At 71.2% G+C, this 19883-nt stretch carries 20 protein-coding genes; 10 read left to right on the forward strand and 10 right to left on the reverse strand.

The features are described 5' to 3' along the window. Positions 1–8: 8 nt before the first annotated feature. The 9 genes from LV457_RS11215 (at position 9) to LV457_RS11255 (ending at position 8997) form a co-directional block, all read left to right on the forward strand. A complete protein-coding gene (locus LV457_RS11215) occupies positions 9–689 on the forward strand; it encodes a cyclopropane-fatty-acyl-phospholipid synthase family protein (protein WP_232171138.1) in 681 nt (226 codons plus the stop codon). A gap of 4 nt (positions 690–693) precedes the next feature. Then, the gene (locus LV457_RS11220; protein WP_232171140.1) at positions 694–1173 is read left to right on the forward strand and encodes a nitroreductase/quinone reductase family protein; all 480 of its coding nucleotides are present in this window, start codon (positions 694–696) and stop codon (positions 1171–1173) included. Positions 1174–1199: 26 nt separating this feature from the next. Further along, positions 1200–2021, forward strand: a complete 822-nt coding sequence (locus tag LV457_RS11225; RefSeq protein ID WP_232171143.1) for a formate/nitrite transporter family protein — start codon at positions 1200–1202, stop codon at positions 2019–2021. Positions 2022–2261: 240 nt separating this feature from the next. After that, on the forward strand, positions 2262–3011 hold the full coding sequence (locus LV457_RS11230) for a GntR family transcriptional regulator (RefSeq protein ID WP_232171145.1): 750 nt from the start codon (positions 2262–2264) through the stop codon (positions 3009–3011). A gap of 2 nt (positions 3012–3013) precedes the next feature. Beyond that, entirely contained in the window at positions 3014–3241 is a 228-nt protein-coding gene (locus tag LV457_RS11235; protein ID WP_003928504.1) for a ferredoxin family protein, read from the forward strand. Then, a complete protein-coding gene (locus LV457_RS11240; RefSeq protein ID WP_239030635.1) occupies positions 3238–4677 on the forward strand; it encodes an ABC transporter substrate-binding protein in 1440 nt (479 codons plus the stop codon). Before LV457_RS11235 ends, LV457_RS11240 begins: the two co-directional genes overlap by 4 nt. After that, on the forward strand, positions 4674–5528 hold the full coding sequence (locus LV457_RS11245) for an ABC transporter permease (protein ID WP_232171149.1): 855 nt from the start codon (positions 4674–4676) through the stop codon (positions 5526–5528). Before LV457_RS11240 ends, LV457_RS11245 begins: the two co-directional genes overlap by 4 nt. Before the next feature lie 5 nt (positions 5529–5533). Continuing rightward, a complete protein-coding gene (locus LV457_RS11250; RefSeq protein ID WP_232171487.1) occupies positions 5534–6268 on the forward strand; it encodes an ABC transporter ATP-binding protein in 735 nt (244 codons plus the stop codon). Beyond that, a complete protein-coding gene (locus LV457_RS11255) occupies positions 6268–8997 on the forward strand; it encodes a fumarate reductase/succinate dehydrogenase flavoprotein subunit (RefSeq protein ID WP_232171151.1) in 2730 nt (909 codons plus the stop codon). Before LV457_RS11250 ends, LV457_RS11255 begins: the two co-directional genes overlap by 1 nt. Here the strand turns inward: LV457_RS11255 and LV457_RS11260 are convergent. The 10 genes from LV457_RS11260 to LV457_RS11305 form a co-directional block, all read right to left on the reverse strand. After that, positions 8984–10405 carry a cation:dicarboxylate symporter family transporter gene (locus LV457_RS11260; protein WP_232171153.1) on the reverse strand — a complete coding sequence of 474 codons (1422 nt, stop codon included), beginning with the start codon at positions 10403–10405 and terminating at the stop codon, positions 8984–8986. The two genes, LV457_RS11255 and LV457_RS11260, sit on opposite strands and share 14 nt — an antisense overlap. Positions 10406–10470: 65 nt before the next feature. After that, positions 10471–11589 (reverse strand): ergothioneine biosynthesis PLP-dependent enzyme EgtE, encoded by a 1119-nt coding sequence (egtE, locus tag LV457_RS11265; RefSeq protein WP_232171155.1) that lies wholly within the window; start codon positions 11587–11589, stop codon positions 10471–10473. Beyond that, a complete protein-coding gene (gene egtD / locus LV457_RS11270; protein WP_232171156.1) occupies positions 11586–12548 on the reverse strand; it encodes an L-histidine N(alpha)-methyltransferase in 963 nt (320 codons plus the stop codon). The genes egtE and egtD overlap by 4 nt, the downstream gene beginning before the upstream one ends. After that, complete coding sequence (egtC, locus tag LV457_RS11275) at positions 12545–13240, reverse strand: ergothioneine biosynthesis protein EgtC (protein WP_232171158.1); 696 nt, start codon at positions 13238–13240, stop codon at positions 12545–12547. The genes egtD and egtC overlap by 4 nt, the downstream gene beginning before the upstream one ends. Beyond that, entirely contained in the window at positions 13240–14505 is a 1266-nt protein-coding gene (gene egtB, locus LV457_RS11280; RefSeq protein ID WP_232171160.1) for an ergothioneine biosynthesis protein EgtB, read from the reverse strand. Before egtB ends, egtC begins: the two co-directional genes overlap by 1 nt. Next, complete coding sequence (gene egtA, locus LV457_RS11285) at positions 14502–15767, reverse strand: ergothioneine biosynthesis glutamate--cysteine ligase EgtA (protein WP_232171162.1); 1266 nt, start codon at positions 15765–15767, stop codon at positions 14502–14504. Before egtA ends, egtB begins: the two co-directional genes overlap by 4 nt. Positions 15768–15781: 14 nt before the next feature. Then, positions 15782–16447, reverse strand: a complete 666-nt coding sequence (locus LV457_RS11290; RefSeq protein WP_232171164.1) for a sensor domain-containing protein — start codon at positions 16445–16447, stop codon at positions 15782–15784. Further along, a complete protein-coding gene (locus tag LV457_RS11295; protein ID WP_232171166.1) occupies positions 16416–16844 on the reverse strand; it encodes an organic hydroperoxide resistance protein in 429 nt (142 codons plus the stop codon). Before LV457_RS11295 ends, LV457_RS11290 begins: the two co-directional genes overlap by 32 nt. A 51-nt stretch (positions 16845–16895) precedes the next feature. After that, complete coding sequence (locus LV457_RS11300; protein WP_232171169.1) at positions 16896–18353, reverse strand: catalase; 1458 nt, start codon at positions 18351–18353, stop codon at positions 16896–16898. 74 nt (positions 18354–18427) lie between these two features. Then, positions 18428–18757, reverse strand: coding sequence for a hypothetical protein (locus tag LV457_RS11305; RefSeq protein ID WP_232171170.1), 330 nt, complete (start codon positions 18755–18757; stop codon positions 18428–18430). Between the two features lie 271 nt (positions 18758–19028). Between LV457_RS11305 and LV457_RS11310 the strand changes: the two genes are divergently transcribed. After that, on the forward strand, positions 19029–19880 hold the full coding sequence (locus tag LV457_RS11310; RefSeq protein ID WP_232171173.1) for an endonuclease domain-containing protein: 852 nt from the start codon (positions 19029–19031) through the stop codon (positions 19878–19880). The last annotated feature ends 3 nt before the right edge of the window (positions 19881–19883 follow it).

Here is a 19883-nt window from a genome sequence, read left to right on the forward strand (position 1 = left end):
TGAGCGCCATGACAGAGGTCATGGACTGGGACAGCGTCTACCGCGGCGAGGGTGAGATGCCCGGCCCGCCGCCGTGGAACATCGGTGAGCCACAGCCGGAGCTGGCGGCGCTCTGGCGCGACGGGCGCTTTCGCAGCGACGTCCTCGACGCCGGCTGCGGTCACGCCGAGCTGTCGCTGGCGCTCGCCGCAGACGGCTACACCACCGTCGGCATCGACCTCAGCCCGACCGCGATCGCGGCGGCCACCGCCGCCGCCGAAAAGCGCGGGCTCAGCGACCGCGCGTCCTTCGTGCAGGGCGACATCACCTCGTTCGGCGGGTTCGACGGACGGTTCAACACGATCGTCGACAGCACGCTGTTCCACTCCATCCCGGTCGAGGGGCGTGAGGGCTATCTGCAATCGATTTACCGCGCCGCCGCACCCGGCGCGTCGCTGTTCGTGCTGGTCTTCGCCGTCGGCGCCTTCCCGGCGGATGCGCCGCAGACACCGAACGCCGTCACCGAGGACGAGCTGAGGGAGACGGTGTCGCGCTACTGGACCGTCGACGAGATCCGGCCGGCGTTCATCCACGCCCACACCCCGGCCGGGCAGCCGCCGGACGCCCCGTTCCAGATGCCCGACCATCCGCGCGACGAGAAGGGCCGCTCGAAGCTCCCGGCGTTCCTGCTGAGCGCACACAAAGAGTAGCCGCGTGAGCGCCTACAACACGCTGCTCGACCGATTCGTACGGAGCCGAGCGGGCGGCTGGACGGTGCTGCACGTCCTCAACCCGGTCGACGCCCGGCTCATGCGGTGGTCGAACGGAACGTTGAACACCGGCCTGGGCAGCTCGTTCCGCGAACGCGGGGTGCTGTTGCGGTGCACCGGCGCGAAAACCGGCGCGCAGCGCGAGATCCCGTTGCTGGCGACCGCCGTCGACGACGGCTGGGTGCTGATCGCTTCGGCCACCGGCCAGCCGAAGAACCCCGGCTGGTACCACAACCTCAAGGCCAATCCCCGCTGCTCGTTGCTGATCGCCGGCCGCGGGGTCGTCGAGTGCACCGCCCGCGAACTCCACGGCGAGGAGCGCGACCGTGCCTGGCGGCTGGCGGTGGGCACGTACTCCGGGTACGAGGTCTATCAGGGTCGGACGGCCCGCCGGATCCCCGTCATGAAGCTCACGCCCGCCTGACGGCGGCAGCCCCGGGTAAGGACTCCATGACCGACGACACCAGCCAGCGCGAGCTCGGCGATTCCGACAGCCCCATCGAGGACGCGCTCGAGCACGCCTTCCGCCGGATGGTCGACGAAGGCACGCAGCGCCTGCACCGCGGCTGGCGAGAAGTGCTGGTCACCGGCTTCTTCGGCGGCACCGAAGTCGCCGTCGGCGTGCTCGCCTACCTGACGGTGCTGCACAGCACAACAAATCAGCTGCTTGCCGGCGTGGCGTTCTCGATCGGGTTCCTGGCGCTGCTGCTCGGCCGAAGCGAGCTGTTCACCGAGGGTTTCCTGGTGCCGGTCACCACGGTCGCGGCGAAACGGGCCAGCGTCCGGCAGCTGCTCAAGCTGTGGTCCGGCACGCTGGCCGCCAACCTCGCCGGCGGCTGGGCGATCATGTGGCTGATCGTCACCGGCTTCCCGAAGCTGCACGACCAGACCATCGAGTCGGCCGGCCACTTCGCGACCGCGCCGCTGTCCGCCGAGACGATGGCGCTCGCGGTGCTCGGCGGCATGGTCATCACCCTGATGACCCGCATGCAGCACGGCACCGATTCGGTGCCGGGGAAGATCGCGGCCGCGGTCGCCGGCGGCTTCGTCCTCGCCGGCTTCCAGCTGTTCCACTCGATCCTCGACTCGCTGCTGATCTTCGGCGCGCTGCTGACCGGCCGCGCGCCGTTCGGCTACCTCGACTGGTTGGCCTGGTTCGGCTACACCACGGTCGGCAACGTCGTCGGCGGCCTGGGTCTGGTGACGCTCCTGCGGCTGCTGCGGAGCAAGGACCGGCTGCGCGAGGAGCGCAGCGCCGCCGAATCGTCCTGACCTGCGAGCCAGGCCGTCGCACAGCGGCGTTTCGTTCATCGCGAATTGAAGTCTCCGCCGGCCGTCGCTACCGGCGCATTGCCGTGCTGGCGTCACATAGCGCCAGGTGGCCGCGCGCGCAGGGCGGCGCATTCATCGTTTCCCGCCGCGACGTGCCGCTTTCGGCGCCGACAGCGCGCCGCAGCGTCACTACCGTCCTGAGCAGTTCGATTGCGGATCGCGCGACGTCAGGAGGTGACCGTGCCCGCCGGGAAAGCGACAGAACCGACGCCGTTGCGGCGGCCGCGCGCCGATCAGGCCCGATTGGTGGCCGACGTGCTGCGCCACCAGATCCACGCCGGTGGCTACCCCGACGGACTGCCCACCGAAGCGGTGCTCGCCGCCGACTTCGTCGTGTCGCGCAACACCGTGCGCGAAGCGCTGGCGACCCTCAAGGACGAGGGCCTCATCGATCGCGGGCCGCGCACCGGCACCCGCGTCGCGATCCGCAAGTACGACCACGGTCTCGACGCGCTGGTCGGGCTCAAGGAGACGTTCAAGGGCTACGGCGAGATCCGCAACGAAGTCCGCGCCACCATGACCGTCGCCGCGCCGCCCTCGGTGGCAGGCAAGCTGAAACTGGCGCCCGGTGAACCCGTCGTGTTCGTCGAGCGGCTGCGCTATCTCGGTGACCTCCCGCTCTCGCTCGACATGACCTACCTCGCCGAGGGCATCGGCGCCCAGGTGATCGAGCACGACCTCGAGCACAACGACGTCTTCGCGCTCATCGAGCACGTCACCGGCCGACGGCTCGGCAACGCCACGCTCGCCGTCGAAGCCGTTCCCGCCGAACCACATTCGGCAGCCATCCTGCAGGTGCCCGACACCGCCAGCCTGCTCTTGCTCGAACGCCTCACCCACCTCGACGACGGCCGGCCCGTCGACCTCGAGTACATCCGCCTGCGTGGCGACCGGATCACGCTGCGCGGCAACCTGATCAGAGGAGAATGACCGTGGCCCAGGTCAACCAGCGGGTCGACGTACCCGTCACCATCGACGAATCGCTGTGCATCGAAGGCTGCACCCTCTGCGTCGAGATCTGCCCGCTGGACTCCCTGGCGATCAACCCCGAGAACGGCAAGGCGTTCATGCACGTCGACGAGTGCTGGTACTGCGGGCCGTGCGCAGCGCGCTGTCCCACCGGCGCCGTCACCGTCAACATGCCCTATCTCATCCGATGACCCCAGGACACACCGTGAAACGCACCCTCGCCACCCTCCTCGCCGCCGGGGCAGTCGTCCCGCTGGCCGCCTGCTCGCTCGACTCGCAGACCCAGTCCGACGACACCGTCACCGTCGTCATCGGCTACCAGTCCAAGACCATCAACACCGTCACCGCCGGAACGCTGCTGAAGGCCAAGGGCTTCCTCGAGCACCGCCTCGCCGACCTCTCGAAGACCAGCGACAAGAAGTACGACGTGCAGTGGCAGGACTACGACACCGGCGCGCCCATCACCGCCCAGATGGTCGCCGAGAAGATCGACATCGGCTCGATGGGCGACTATCCGTTGCTCATCAACGGCTCCAAGACCCAGGCCAACGACCGCGCCCGCACCGAACTCGTCTCGATCACCGGCTACAGTCCCACCGGATCGCTCAACATGATCGTCGTGCCACCCGGCTCGGACGCTCGCGGGGTCGCCGACCTCAAGGGCCAGAAGGTCTCCGCCAGCGTCGGTTCCGCCGGCCACGGCACCCTGGTCCGTGCGCTCGACAATGCCGGCATCGACCCCAAGACCGGGGTCGAGGTGCTGAACCAACAGCCGCAGGTCGGCGCCTCGGCGCTGGAATCCGGCCAGGCGCAGGCACTTTCGCAGTTCGTGGCGTGGCCCGGCCTGCTCGTGTTCCAGGACAAGGCCAAGCTCCTCTACGACGGCGCCGAAGGCGACTACCCCACCTTCCACGGCGTCGTCGTCCGCCGCGACTACGCCGGCCAGCACCCCGAGGTGCTCGACGCCTTCCTGCAGGCCCAGCTCGACGCCACCGAATTCCTCAACGAACACCCGCTCGAGTCGGCCACGCTGGTCGCCGACGGCAGCGGACTGCCGCCCGAAGTCGTGTACCTCTACAACGGGCCGGGCGGCACCAGCTTCGACACGACGGTGAAGCCCTCACTCGTCCAGGCGCTCAACGGCGATGTGCCCTACCTGAAGTCGATCGGCGACTTCGCCGACCTGGACGTCGACGGGTTCGTGCAGGACGCCGCCATCCGCAAGGCCTTCGCCGACCGCGGCCAGGACTACGACGCCGCCGTGGCCAACGCCGGCAACCCCTCGGCGCTGAGCGGCCAAGACCCCGTCTGCAACGTCGCCGTCACCGACCGCAGGCTCGCCGGCGAACTGTGGATCGACGGCCGGGACGCCACCCAGCCCGCCGCCAACCCCGACTGCCTGCTGCGCGCGATCCGCGAGACCACCGCTCGCGGCGGGACCGTGCGCGCCGCCTATGTTCCCGACACCGAGTTCGGCACCCGCTGGTTCGCCGACAAATCGGTGTGGGTGCGGGACGGCCGGCGGCACCTGCCGTTCGACACGCCCGCCGGCGCGGGGCGCTACACCGCCGCCCACCCCGGGTCGACCGTGGTGGATTACCAGCAGGCGCTCGCGGGTGCGATATGACCGCCGCGCCCGTGGTCCTCGCCGTCGACGAACCCGCCGTCGCCGTGGCCCCCACCGCACGTCGGCGTCGGCGGACCTGGCCCTCCTGGCTCATCCGCATCGCCTCGGTCGCAGCGGCGATCGCGCTGTGGCAGTGGCTGACGGCCAATGACGTGCGGCTGTGGTTGCGCTTCGACACCCTGCCGACGGTCGTCGACATCGTCCACGCGTTCGGCGCCCGGCTCGGCACGCAGGACTACTGGCTCGACCTCGGCCAGTCGCTGATCAGGATCCTCACCGGCTTCGCCCTGGCCGCCGTCGCGGGCGTCGTCACCGGCATCCTGCTCGGGCGGTCACCGGAGTTCGGCAACATCTTCGGTCCGCTCACCGAGCTCGCGCGGCCCATCCCGGCCATCGCGATCGTGCCCGTGGCGATCCTGCTGTTCCCCTCCGACGAGGCCGGGATCGTGTTCATCACGTTCCTCGCCGCGTACTTCCCCATCATGGTCAGCACCCGCCACGCGGTGCGCGCGCTCCCCACGCTGTGGGAGGACTCGGTGCGCACCCTCGGCGGGAACCGGTGGGACGTCATCGCCCGGGTCGTGCTGCCCGGGATCCTTCCCGGCGTGTTCGGCGGGCTCTCGGTCGGCATCGGCGTCGCGTGGATCTGCGTGATCTCCGCCGAGATGATCTCCGGCCGCCTCGGCGTCGGCTACCGGACGTGGCAGGCCTACACCGTGCTGGCCTACCCCGAGGTGTTCGTCGGCATCATCACCATCGGCGTGCTCGGCTTCGGCACCTCGGCGGCGATCGAACTCGTCGGCCGCCGCGTCACGCGGTGGCTGCCGCGCGGGCAGGAGGCCCGTCAGTGACCGGTATGACGCTGACGCTGCGCGACGTAGCGCTGAGCTACGGCGCGACCCCGGTGATCGACGGCCTCGACCTCGAGGTCCGATCCGGCGAGATCCTCGTCCTCACCGGACCGTCGGGCTGCGGCAAGTCGACCGTCCTGCGGGCGCTCGCAGGCTTGCTGCGGCCCGACGCCGGAGAAGTACTGGCCGACGGCGCCCGCGTCACCGGCACCTCGCGGGACCGCGCCATGGTGTTCCAGGACAACGCGCTGCTGCCATGGCGCACCGTGCGGTCCAACGTCGAACTCGCGCTCAAGCTCGCGGGCCGGCCCCGGCAAGGGCGCCGCGGCGAGGCGCTCAGCTGGATCGCCGACGTCGGCCTCACCGGCTTCGAGGACTACCTGCCCAAGAGCCTGTCCGGCGGCATGCGCCAGCGCGTGCAACTCGCCCGCGGCCTCGCGGGCGCCCCGCGTGCGGTGATGATGGACGAACCCTTCGGCGCGCTCGACACCCAGACCCGAACCACCATGCAGCGCTTGCTCGTCGACACCTGGCGCGCGCACCCGACCACGGTCGTGTTCGTCACCCACGACGTCGACGAAGCACTGCTGCTCGCCGACCGGATCGCCGTCCTCGGCCGGGCCGGCCGGCCGCTGCGCGCGCTCTTCGACGTCCCCGCCCCGCGGGACCCGAACGTCTCCCGCACCGCCCTGCGCGCCGACGTCATCGCCGCCCTCGAGTATTCGGAGCTTGTTCCCTGATGCAGATCCCCACACTCGACCAAGCCGTACGCCTCGACTGCGATGTGCTGGTCATCGGTGGCGGCACCGCGGGCACCATGGCCGCGCTCACCGCCGCCGAGCACGGCGCGCAGGTGCTGTTGCTGGAGAAGGCGCATGTCCGGCACTCCGGCGCGCTGGCGATGGGCATGGACGGCGTCAACAACGCCGTCATCCCCGGCAAGGCCACGCCCGAGGACTACGTCGCCGAGATCACCCGCGCCAACGACGGAATCGTCAACCAGCGCACCATCTATCAGACCGCCACCCGTGGCTTCGCGATGGTGCAGCGCCTCGAGCGCTACGGCGTCAAGTTCGAGAAGGACGAACACGGCGAGTACGCCGTCCGTCGCGTCCACCGCTCCGGCTCCTACGTGCTGCCCATGCCCGAGGGCAAGGACGTGAAGAAGGCGCTCTACCGGGTGCTGCGGCAACGGTCCATGCGGGAGAAGATCCGCATCGAGAACCGGTTGGTGCCGGTGCGGGTGCTGGTGCAGGATGGCCGCGCGGTGGGCGCCGCCGCGTTGCACAGCCGCACCGGCGAGTTCGTCGTCGTCGGCGCCAAGGCCGTCATCCTGGCCACCGGACCGTGTGGGCGGCTCGGGCTGCCCGCGTCGGGCTACCTGTACGGCACCTACGAAAACCCGACCAACGCCGGCGACGGCTACTCGATGGCGTTCCACGCCGGCGCCGAGCTGTCGGGCATCGAGTGCTTCCAGATCAACCCGCTGATCAAGGACTACAACGGCCCGGCGTGCGCGTACGTCGCCAACCCGTTCGGCGGCTACCAGGTGAACGCGCTCGGCGAACGCTTCGTCGACTCCGACTACTGGTCGGGGCAGATGATGGCCGAGGTCAAGGAGGAGATCGAGTCCGCGCGGGGGCCCATCTACCTCAAGGTGAGCCACCTGCCCGACGAGACGCTCACCACGCTCGAGAGCATCCTGCACACCACCGAACGCCCGACCCGCGGCACGTTCCACGCCAACCGCGGACACGACTACCGCACGCACGACATCGAGATGCACATCTCCGAGATCGGGCTGTGCAGTGGACATTCCGCGTCCGGGGTGTGGGTCGACGAGCACGCCCGCACCACCGTGCCCGGCCTCTACGCAGCGGGCGACCTGGCGTGCGTGCCGCACAACTACATGATCGGCGCCTTCGTCTACGGCGAGCTGGCCGGCGCGCACGCCGCGTCCACCCTCGATGCCGCCCCGGCGCCGGAGGTCCTGCCCGCCGACCAGGTCGCCGCGGCCCACGAACTCATCTACCGTCCGCTGCGGCATCCCGACGGCCCGCCACAGCCGCAGGTCGAGTACAAGCTGCGCCGCTTCGTCAACGACTACGTCGCGCCGCCCAAGACGGCGGCCAAGCTGTCGCTGGCCGTGCAGACCTTCGACCGCATGCGCGACGAGGTCGCCGGCATCGGCGCGCGGACGCCGCATGAACTGCTGCGTGCGGTCGAGGTGTCGTTCATCCGGGACTGCGCCGAGATGGCCGCCCGTTCCAGCCTCACCCGCACCGAATCCCGCTGGGGCCTCTACCACGACCGCAGCGACATCCCCGAGCGCGACGACGAGAACTGGCGCTATCACCTCAACCTCCGCAAGACCGCCGACGGCGGCATGGAGTTCCTCAAGCGGCCCGTTGCGCCCTACTTCGTTCCCGTGCCCGGCCTCGACGACCTGCCCGGTGGCGAGGTCGAGCCGGTGCAGGTCGCGCAGCCGGACCTGGTCGGTGGGCAGGCGCCGACGTCGGAGCGGTCGCGCATCGAGAGCGGCCCCGTGCAGCCGCCCTCGCCGCGCATCGCGACGGTACTGGCGCTCGACGAGCCCACGCTCGCCGACCTGACACCGTTTCTGCGTGACGGCGACCCCGCCGTCCGCCGCACGGCCGTCGACGTGCTCACCGAACACCTGCCCGAGGGCTACGCACCGGCACTGGTGGCGGCGTTGGCCGACGCGGCTGTCGGCGTGCGCCGCGTCGCCGCGGACGCGATCCGTGAGCTCGTGGAGGTGCTGCCCGAACCCGAATCGGTGACGCCCCTGCTCGACTCGGGCGACGCCATGGTGCGCGGCGCGGCGGTCTACGTTCTCAGCGCCCGGCGTGCCGGCGACTCCGCCCGCTACCGCGCGGCGCTGGCCGACCCCGATCACCGCGTCCGCATCGAGGCGGTCCGGGCACTGGTGTCGGTGAACGACGAGGACGGCATCGCCCGTGCCCGCGACGACGCCAACCGTGAGGTGCGCATCGCCGTGGCGAACGGCCTCGGCACCCTGGGCACCGGGGCGGACACCCTGCGCGGCCTGGCCGCCGACCCCGATCCGCTGGTGCGGGCCGCGGCGCTCGCGGCTCTGGGCGCCGTCGGGTGGGAGGACGCCGACACCGCCACCATCGAAAGCGCGCTCACCGCGTCGGCATGGCAGGTCCGCCAGGGTGCGGCCCGCGCGTTCGCCGGGGCGCCGTCGCCCTGCGCCGCCGTCGGTCCGTTGTCGCGGGCGCTCACCGATCCGCACCTCGACGTGCGCAAGGCGGCGGTGCTCAGCCTGACCCGGTGGGCCGGGGAGGAGGCCGCCGCACGCGATGCGCTCACCGCGGCGCTCACGGACGGGGACGCCGACGTACGCGCCTACGCCCGCCAAGCCCTCGCCTCCGCCGAAGAAGGGACTGCCCGAGGCGTCGTCGCCGCCGGTGTCAGGTCGCGCTGAGCTGACCCTTGTCCGGCGCCTGCTCGGGGCGCTCGGCCGCCCCGCCGCGGTCGTCGACCTCGTCGAGGCTGGATCCGTGGTCGTCGACCATGTTCTGCTCGTCGAACGGCTCGTCACCGTCGAGCACCTTGTGCATGCGCGCGTGGTTCACGGTTCGCGTCCACGCCCCGACGAGCACGGTCGCCACCGCGTTGCCCGAGAAGTTGGTCAGCGCGCGGGCTTCCGACATGAACTTGTCGATGCCGACGATCAGCCCGATGCCGTCGAGCAGCTCGGGCCGGTGGCTCTGCAGGCCCGCCGCGAGGGTGGCGAGCCCGGCGCCGCTGACCCCCGCCGCGCCTTTCGACGCGATGATCATGAAGAGCAGCAGCGACAGCTGTTCGCCGATGCTCAGCGGATTGCCCATGGCGTCGGCGATGAACAGCGACGCCATGGTCATGTAGATCGCGGTGCCGTCGAGGTTGAACGAGTAGCCGGTGGGCACCACGATGCCGACCGTCGCCGGCGCCACGCCGGCATGTTCCATCTTGGCGATGAGCCGCGGGAGCGCCGATTCGCTCGACGATGTCGCCACGATGAGCAGGTACTCGCGGGCGAGGTAGCGGGCAAGCTTGAAGATCGACATGCCGGCAACGATGCGCAGCAGCGCCCCGAGGACGCCGAAGATGAACACCACACACGTCAGGTAGAACGCCAGCATCAGCACGCCGAGCTGGATCACCGCGTCGAAACCGGTGTCGCCGACCACCTTGGCGATGGCGCCGAAGGCCCCGATCGGGGCGAGCCACAGGATGCCGGCCAGGATGCGGAACACCAGCTTCTGGACGATCTCGACGCCGCGCAGCACCGGAGCGCCCGAGGCGCCCATCGCCTGCACACCGAACCCGACGAGCAGCGCGACGAACAGCGTCTGCAGCACGTTGCCGGCGGTGAGCGCCGAGAAGAGCGTCGTCGGGACGATGTCCTGGATGAACGCCATCGTCCCGCCCTCGCCGGCCGCCTCGCTCGCCAGCTCGCGGCCGGCGTTCGGGTCGCCCTGCACGTCCAGGCCGGTCCCGGGGCTGATCAGGTTGCCGACGACCAGGCCGATCGCCAGCGCGACCGTCGACATCACCAGGAAGTAGCCGAGCGCCAGCCCGCCCACCTTGCCCACCGATGCGGCCGCGCGCACCTTGCCGATGCCCAGCACGATGGTGCAGAAGATCACCGGGCTGATCATCATCTTGATGAGGTTGACGAACAGCGTGCCCAGTTCACCGAGCGCACTGCCGGTGTCGGGCGCCAGCAGGCCGACGACGATGCCGGCGACCACGCCGACGATCACCAGGATGTACAGCCAGTGCGTGCGGTCGCGTTTGGGTTCGGCTGGCTGGTCGCCGGTGGCGCTGTCGGTGTCTGCCGCGGTCATGGCCCATCTCCTTCGAGTAGGTGACCCACGGATAACCGGAAGTGTGGCCCGTCACACGGACGTTTTCACCGGCCCAGGGGATACAGCGCCGCCGCGACCGCGGCGAGCTCCTCGGCGGTGACGTCGACGTGCGGCGACAGCCGCAGCACCGGGGTGCGCAGCTCGTGCGGCGCGCGCTCGATGCCGGCGTAGGTGGTGAGGACGCCGCGTTCGGCGATGAGGCGTGACCGCACGACGGCCGGATCGGCGCCGTCGGTCGGTTCGAGGGTGGTGATCGCGGTCGGCTCGTCGACGGGCTCGACGACCCGCCACCCGGCTACGCCGGCGACCGCCTCGCGGGTGAGCCGGCCGACCTCGGCCAGCCGGGCCTGCACCTGCTGCGGTCCGGCGGCGAGGTGCTCGCCGACCGCCACCGCGAACCCGATCCGGGCGGCGACGTTCGCCTCCCCGGCCTCCAACCGCCGGTGGACGGGCGCATCGCCGGCGGGACGAAGTCGCGGTGTGAGCCGGTCGGCGAGCGGGCGGCGGATGGCGAGCACGCCGACACCGCGCGGGCCGGCAAGCCATTTGCGCGACGACGAGTAGACCGCGTCGGCGCCGACATCGCAGTCCGTGTGCCCGAGCGCCTGGGCGGCGTCGACGACGTAGGGAACGCCCAGCTCGCGGCACACCTCGCCCACCGCGGCCGCCGGCTGCAGCAGCCCGCGGTGGCTGCCGACGGCGGTGAGCTGCACCAGATCCGGCGGCTCGGCGGCAAGGTCGGCGGCGGCCGCGGCGACGTCGAGGCGGCCGGCGACGTCGGTGGGCAGCAGCCTGACGTCGAACCCGTGCGCGGCGACGACGGCCAGGTTGGGGCCGTATTCGCCGCGCGCACAGGCGAACACGCGGCGGCCGCGCGGCCACGCGCCGAGCAGGACGTCGAGCGCGTCACCCGAGCCGGTGGTGTAGACGACCTCGTCGGCGGCCATGCCCACCAGCGCCGCGACGGCCGCGCGACCGGCGTCCAGCACCGGTGCGGCCGCCTCACCCGCGACGTAGCCGCCGACCTCCGCTTCATGGTGGGCGTGGCGGTCGGCGGCGGCCATGGCGGCCACGCTCTGGCGCGAGCAGGCGGCGTTGTCGACGTGGATCCCGGCCACCGGTGGCCGCGCGGCCCGCCACCGCGCAGCCAGCGAGTCGGTCACCGCACCGCCAGCGACAGCGCGAAGTCTCCCGCGGGGTCCGTCCACCACCGCGTGCGCCGCAGGCCCGCGGCCGCCAGCTCGGCAGCAACACCGTCGGGGCGGAATTTGCAGCTCACCTCGGTGAGGATCGCCTCGCCGGCGGCGAAGTCGACGTCGACGTCGAGCGCCGCGATGCGCACCCGCTGCGGCATCTCGCTGCGCAGCCACATCTCGATGCGCTCGGCGGCGGCGTTCCAGCGGGCGACGTGGGTGAAGGCCGCGAGCTCGAAGTCCGCGCCGAGCTCGCGGTTGATCACCGCCAGCACGTTGCGGTTGAACGCCGCCGTGACCCCGGCGCTGTCGTCGTAGGCGCGCACCAACCGCTGCGGGTCCTTCACCAGGTCGGTGCCGAGCAGCAGCGCGTCCCCTGGCCCCAACGTGGCCGCGAGCGCGGTGAGGAAACGGGCCCGCGGCGCCGCGGTGAGATTGCCGATGGTGGAGCCGAGGAACGCGATCAATCGCCTGCCGCCGGTGGGTAGCTCGCCCAGGTGGTGCTCGAAATCGCCGCACACCGCCGCCACGTCGACGCCCGGATACTCGGCTTCGATGGCGGTTCCGGCGAGTCGGAGCATTCCGGCGTCGACGTCGAACGGTACGAAGCGTCGCAGCGTGCCGCGGTCGCGCAGCGCGTCGAGCAGCATCCGGGTCTTCTCCGACGTGCCGCTGCCGAGTTCGACGAGGGTGTCCGCCGCGGTGAGCGTCGCGATCTCCGCCGCGTGATCGCGCAGGAGCTGCGCCTCGGTGCGGGTGGGGTAGTACTCGGGCAGCCGGGTGATCCGGTCGAACAGTTCGCTGCCGACGCTGTCGTAGAACCACTTCGGCGGCAACGACTTCGGCGTCGCGGTCAGGCCTTCGCGGACGTCGCGTCGAAGCGCCTGCGCGGCGTGGTCGGCGTCGAGGTGCACGGTCAGCGTCGTCACGTGAGCTCGCTGATGGTCACGTCGTCACCGTAGACGTCGACGAGCCGGCGGTCGGGCACGTCCTCCCATGCCGGGTCGTCGTCATAGGGCTCGCTGGCCAGCACCACCCCCTCCGGGGTGCGCAGAATCGACAACGTGTCACCCCAGGTGGTGGCCAGCAGTCGAGAACCGTTGCCCGCCAATATGTTCAGCCGAGCGCCGGGGTCGGCGGCCGCCACCTCGACCACCGTTTCGCCGAGCCGTTCGATGCCCGCGGCGAACAGGCGGGCGGCCAGCACCGCGCTGTCGACCACCGACTCCGCCTCGCGGGTCGCGGGGAGCGCCGATCGGTCGACGACGCCGTTGTGCGACACGAGCCACCGCCCGTCGGTGAACGGTGCGACCGCCGCGGCCTCGATCGGCATGCCGACGGTCGCCGAGCGCACCGCCGCGACGACGCAGGTGCTGCGCAGCGCGGGGGCCACCGAGGCAAAGGACGCGTCGCCCCACAGCGGCGAGGCGCTGCGCCACCGGCAGGGGGCGGCACCCGGTGCATCGACCCGGTAGAAGCCGACACCCCAGCCGTCGGCGTTGAGCAGCCCGTGCCGCTGCCGGCGCGGGGCGTAGGACTGGCGCACCAAGCCGAACGGCGGCTCGCACACCAGCGACGACACCGACCGCGGCTCGCCCAGCCACGCGACATGGCGGCACATCAGCGCTCGGGGTCCTCGGCCGACCACGCCAGCCGCACGCCGGCGAAGATCTGGCGTCGGATCGGGTGGTCCCAGTTACGGAAGCTCGGCCGCAGGATGTCGGGTGCGACGGCCCAGGAGCCGCCGCGCAGCACCCGGTAGTCACCGTCGAAGAACGGCGCGCTGTACTGCTCGTAGAGCATCGGGCGGAACCCCGGCCAGGGCCGCAGCGGCGACGACGTCCACTCCCACACGTCGCCGAGCAGCTGCTCCACGCCGTACGCCGACGCCCCCGCCGGATAGGCGCCCACCGGCGCCGGGCGCAAGGCGTCGCCACCCAAATTGGCGCGCTCGGCCGTCGGCGACGCGTCCCCCCACGGATAGCGGCGGCGCCGACCCGCCGCGGGATCCCAGGCGGCGGCCTTCTCCCACTCGGCTTCGGTGGGCAGCCGCGCGCCGGCCCACCGCGCGTAGGCCTGCGCCTCGAAGTAGGTGACGTGCTGCACCGGCTCGTCGTCGGGCACCGGCTCGACCTGCCCGAAGCGGGTGCGGCTGCCGTCGGGCAGCCAGAACTGCGGTGCCACGAGACCGGCCTCGACACGGTGTCGCCAGCCGCGCGGCGACCACAGCTCCGGCCGGTGATACCCGCCGTCGGCGATGAAGGCGCGCCACTCCCCGTTGGTCACCGGCACCCGCCCGATGCGGAACGCCGGCACGTCGACCACATGCGCAGGACGCTCGTTGTCCAGGGCGTACGGTTCGTCGGCGCCGTCGACACCCAGCACGAATGGACCGCCCGCGATCACCACCGACGTTCCGGCGACGCCGTCGCGGCCGGCCGGAAGTGTGGTGCCCGGGCTAAGCACCGGCGGGCCGCTGCGCAGGTTGAGTGCCTGCAGCATCGTCTCGTTGTGCTGCTGCTCGTGGCTGACGGCCAGCGCGAGGGTGAACGGGTCGCGCTCGGTGAGCGCGTCGAGCGCCTGCTCGCGGACGACGCGACAAAAGGTGCGCGCCTCGGCGGGCGACAACAGCGGCAGCTCCACGCGGCTGGCCCGGGGGTGGCGGAAGGCGTCGTACAGCGACTCCTTGTCGCCGAGCAGGCTGGGCCGCCGCGCGTCGCCGCCCCGCAGCAGCCACAGCTCCTCCTGCTGGCCGATGTGCGCGAGGTCCCACACCAGCGGGCTCATCAACGGGTGGTACTGGCGGCGCAGCTCGTCGTCGCCGAGATCGGTGAGCCGCAGGGTCCGTCGCCGGGCGGCGTGCAGTGCGTCGACGACGGTGGTCACGGCTGCTCCTCGGCGAGCGCGACGAGGGTCGCGTCGATGCCCGACCGTTGGACCCGGTCGGTGACGTCGTCGGCCGGTGACCTTTGCCGATCGACCGCGTCGAGCAGTCGTTGCATCGAGGTGTGCAGCGCGCTCGGGGTCCGGTCGGCGACGGCGGCCAGGCAGCGCACGGCGGCGGTGTGCAGGGCCGGGTCGGCCAGTCCCGCGCGGGCTGCGGTGCCCCAGGCCGCCGCGACGGGCTCGGTGGCGTCGGCCGCGACCTCGGGTAGTTCGTCCATCAGCGTGACGAACGCGAACACCACGGCGGGCCACAGCGCGTCCGGCACGCTGTCGAGGTAGCGGATCTCCAGCCAGCGGCGCGGGCGGACCGGCGGGAACAACGTCGTCAGGTGGTAGTCGAGGTCGGCTGCGGTGGGTCGGCGGCCGCCCAGGCGGACATCGCCGGTGATCCACTGCACGAACGGGATCCGAGCGGTCACCGGTGTGGCGCCGGCCGCGGTGCGCACCAGCATGACCGGCGCCTTGAGCGCATACCGTGCCCACTCGCCGGCGGGGTCGTCGCTGCGGCCGAGGACCGGGCCGCAGCGCGCGGTGTCGAGCTGTCCCCAGACCCGCTGCCGGGTGCTGCGCCAGCCGGTCGCGGCGCCCCCCAGCATCGGCGAATTCGCGGTGATCGCGACCATCACCGGACCGAGCGCGTGCGCGAGCAGCACCCGACGCGACCAGTTCTCCCGCGGTCCGGCGTCGAGGTTCACCTGAACCGATGCCGTCGACGTCATCATCGCGGCCCCGGCGGCGCCGGTCCCCGTCGCGGCGAAGAACTGTTCCATCGCGGTGTAGCGGGCGCCGGGATGCACCCGCTCGGGTGGCCGCACCGGATCGGCGCCGAGGAGCACCAGCCCGAGCCCCTGCCGGACGAACGCCGTCCGCACCACGGCACGGTCGGCGGCCATCGCCGTGATGGCGGCGAGCGCACCGGCCAGCGGCGGGCCGGACAATTCGACGGCGCCGCCGGGTTCGACGGTGACGACGCTGCCGCCGGGCAGCTTGTCGAGGCCGTCGATGACGTCGGCGATGCGGCGCCACGTCGGACGGCGGCGCGGTTCGGCGAGGTCGAAGCAGTGCGCCTCGATCTCGAGCCCGACCCTGCCGACGGGCCCGTCGACGAGGGCGCCGGCCGCGAGGTGGCATGCGGCGGCCTCCACTCCGGCCAGTGGGTCGTCGGCTCGCAGCGGTGTGGGGCATGCGGTGGTCGGGGACATGGCGATGCCGGCCGCTACTGCCCGAGGGCGTTCTGCATGGCCCCGGCCAGCACGTTGACCGCCGGCCCGCCGTTGCCCGGTTGACAGACCTTCGCCTGCAGCAGCACGTTCTCCCGTTTGCGGGTCTGGACGAAGCACCGGCGGTCGGTGCCCGCTTCCTGCTTGGTGAAGAACTGCTCGGTGGCGTTGTCGACGCCGGCGGCGAAGCTCCACACCTGCACCGCCCCGTCGGCGAAGTGCATGGTCGCGGTCTGCCCGCCGCAGCCGACCGTCCGGTCCGTCAGCCGGTGGAAGGCGCGGTCGGCGGCGTCGGCGGTGGCGAACACCCCGACCGCCTGCTTGACGAAGTGCGTGCTGTCCGTGGCGGAGGTCTGCGCTTCCGCCCCGTTGAACGATGCGAGGTCGGGATCGGCGTACACCTCGGGCAACCCGATGTCGGCCCAGTCGTTGCAGGCCGGCACGTCGACCGAATACGCCTGGAACGGTTCGGTGAACAGGCGCTCGACGGTGATCGGCGCGCCGACGATGTTGCTCACGGCGCCCTTGGCCTGCACCGCGTAGTTCACCACACCGGGTTCGGACGGCCGGGCGTGCGCGGGCGTCGCCACGACGACCGCGACGCAGGCCGCCGCCACGGCCGCGGCGGCGCTAGACCTTCGCCGAGATCGCAACGTCGACATTGCCGCGGGTGGCGTTGGAGTACGGACACACCTCGTGGGCCTGCTCCACGAGATCGTCGGCGACTTCCTGCTCCACACCCGGCAGGTAACTGACGATGGTGCCGACCAGCCCGAACCCGCCTTCCGGCGTCTTGCCGATGCCGATCTGGGCGGTGACCTTCGTGTCGTCGTCCAGCGTGACGTTCGCCTTCTTGGCGACCAGCCGCAGCGCGCCGAGGAAGCACGCCGCATAGCCCGCCGAGAACAGCAGCTCGGGATTCACGCCGTCGCCACTGCCGCCCATCTCCTTCGGCGGGCGGGTGTCGAGGTCGATCTTCCCGTCGGCCGACGTCACATGGCCGTCGCGGCCACCGCCCGTCGCAGTGGATTCCGCCGTGTAGATGGCTTCGATAGTCATGCCGCCGATCATGCCAGCCGGGGCCGACATCGACGGCGCAACGGAGCGGCGTCAGGAAACGGTATCCAGTTTGGCGCGCACGCCTTCCTCGACCTTCTTGCCGAGATCGGGATCGACGTTGCGCCAGTACTCGAACACCCGCGACAGCACCGGCTCCTTCACGCCCTTCGCCACGTGTCCGACGATGTTCTCGACCAGCCGGTTGCGTTCGTCGTCGTCGAGCACCTCCCGCACCAGCACGCCCGCCTGCGTCCAGTCGTCGTCCTCCGGGCGGAGCGTGTAGGCGGCGCGCACGAACTCGCCGTCGGCCATCCAGCCGATCTCGGTGCCGCGCGCCGGATCGGCCACGGGCCCGCCCATGCTGTTCGGCGCGTACACCGGATCGCTGACGTTCTTCACGCGCATGACGCCGTCTTTGCTGTAACTGTTGACCTCGACCCGCGGGGTGTTGACGGGGATCTGCTTGTAGTTGACCCCGAGCCGGGCGCGGTGGGCGTCGGCGTAGGAGAAGCCGCGGGCCAGCAGCATCTTGTCCGGGCTCAGCCCGGTGCCGGGCACGATGCTGTTCGGCTCGAAGGCCACCTGCTCGATCTCGGCGTGGTAGTCGGTGACGTTGCGGTTCAGCGTCATTCGGCCCACGTCGATCAGCGGGTAGTCCTTGTGCGACCACACCTTCGTCAGATCGAACGGGTTCACGCGGTAGGTCTTCGCGTCCTCGAACGGCATGATCTGCACCTTGAGCGTCCAGCTGGGGTACTCGCCGGCCTCGATGGAGTCGTAGAGGTCCCGCTGGTGGTAGTCGGCGTCCTCGCCGGCCAGCCGATCGGCCTCCTGCTGCGTCAGGTAGTCGATGCCCTGGTCGGTCTTGAAGTGGTACTTCACCCAGGAGATCTCGCCGGCGGCGTTGACCCAGCTGTAGGTGTGGCTGGAGTAGCCGTTCATGTGCCGCCACGTCTTCGGGATGCCGCGGTCGCCCATCAGCCAGGTGACCTGGTGCGCCGACTCGGGCACCAGCGTCCAGAAGTCCCACTGCATGTTGTGGTCGCGAAGGTTGTTCGCCTGCAAGCGTTTCTGGCTGCGGATGAAGTGCTGGAACTTCATCGGGTCGCGCATGAAGAACACCGGGGTGTTGTTGCCGACCATGTCGAAATTGCCCTCGGAGGTGTAGAACTTCAGCGCGAAACCCCGCGGGTCACGCCAGGTGTCGGGGCTCCCCCGCTCGCCCGCCACCGTCGAGAACCGGGCGACCATCTCCGTCTCCGCGCCTGGCTGCAGGAACGCCGCTTTGGTGAACTGGCTGACGTCGTGCGTCACCTCGAAGGTGCCGTACGCGCCGCCACCCTTGGCGTGCGGCTGGCGTTCCGCGATGCGCTCGCGGTTGAAGTTCGCCATCTGTTCGATCAAGTAGTGATCCTGCAGCAGGATCGGACCGTCCGGCCCGACCGACAGCGAGAACTCCGTGCTGGGAACCGGATTGCCGGCGTCGTTCGTGGTGTGGCTCGCCGTCATGACGACTCCTTCATCGATGGGGCTGTCTGCACAGTCTGCCTTCACGACGGGCCGGCAATCCGGTGTTTCGGTGCCTAGGGTCTCGCGCTCGGCGTGGTGGTCGGCTGCTGCGGGGTCGACTGACCGGGTTGGGGGCCCGGCTGCTGACCCGGCTGCACGCCAGGCAGCAGGGCCGGCGGGCCCACGCGGTGGTCGGGGCCGACCATCATGTCGCCGCGGCTGCGATCGCCGCGCGGACCGTCGTGCCCGCCGTGCCCGCCGTGGCTGCCGAGCGCGAACCCGGTCCAGAAGATCGCGCCGACGATGAAGACCACGCCCACCACGATCCCCACCCACAGCGCGATGGTGGTGAGACGGCTGCGGCGTTCGACGACGGTTGTCGGAGTGTTCGATGTTTCAGTCATGCCGTCGATCGTGGTCGTCGTCGGCATGCGCCCGATGTGCCTGCGCTGTGAGTTGGCTGTGAGCGGGTGCGCCTGGCGTTTGGTGTCCACCTGGCGGCGTTGGTCTCCACTCGCCGGCGTTGGTCTCCACCTTGCGGCGTTGGTCTCCACCAGACGGCGCGGAATCGCCCGAATCTTCGCCCTGGCGTGCGGATCAACGCCCAGGCTGCAGACTCGACTGGCTGTGGACAGCCAGGTGCCGAGAGCTGGCAGCGCGTGACACGGTGCCGACATGGACCGAGTCGACGTCTGGCGGCCCTTCGTCGGCGCCGAGGCCCTCGCCGCCGGGGTACTGAACCGCCACCAGCTCCGCACCAGGTGCTGCCCTACCTTGCCCGGCGTATACCTGCGGAAAGGCATCCGGCCGACGCTTCGGGCGCGCACGCATGCCGCGTATCTGTGGTCGCGGCGCAACGGCGTGGTCGCGGGTCTGGCCGCCGCGGCTTTCCACGGCGCCCGCTGGGTCGACGAGGAGTCGCCGATCGAACTGATCTATCGCAGCACCCGGCCACCGGCCGGTGTCGTCTGCCGCGCCGACCGCCTGCTCGTCGACGAGGTGATGGGCGTCGACGGGTTGCCGGTGACGACGCCGGCCAGGACGGCTTTCGACATCGGGCGGCGCGGCCGGCTCGACTCGGCGGTCGCCGCGCTCGACGCCCTGCTGCACGCGACCGGTGTGCCCGTCGCCGCGGTCGCGGCCATCGCCGCCAGACACCCGCACGTCCGTGGCCTGCGCCAGCTCGAGACGGCACTCGAGCTGGTGGACGCCGGCGCGGAGTCGCCGAAGGAGACATGGCTGCGGCTGCTGGTCCACCGCGACGGCCTGCCGCCGGTCGAGACGCAGATCGAGGTCCGCGTCGACGGCCGGCTGGTGGCGAGGCTGGACATGGGCTGGCCGGAGCTGCAGATCGCGCTCGAGTACGACGGCGACCAGCATCAGTCGGATCGCGACCAGTACCTGCGGGACATGCGGCGGCTGGATCAGCTGACAAGACTCGGCTGGATCGTCGTGCGCGTGGTGAAGGAGGACCGGCCCGCCGACGTGCTGCGGCGGGTGCGCGAGGCGATCGACGCTCGCCGTTGAGAC

This window comes from Mycobacterium sp. MYCO198283 (assembly GCF_021213805.1).
In the GTDB taxonomy this organism is placed as follows: Bacteria; Actinomycetota; Actinomycetes; order Mycobacteriales; family Mycobacteriaceae; genus Mycobacterium.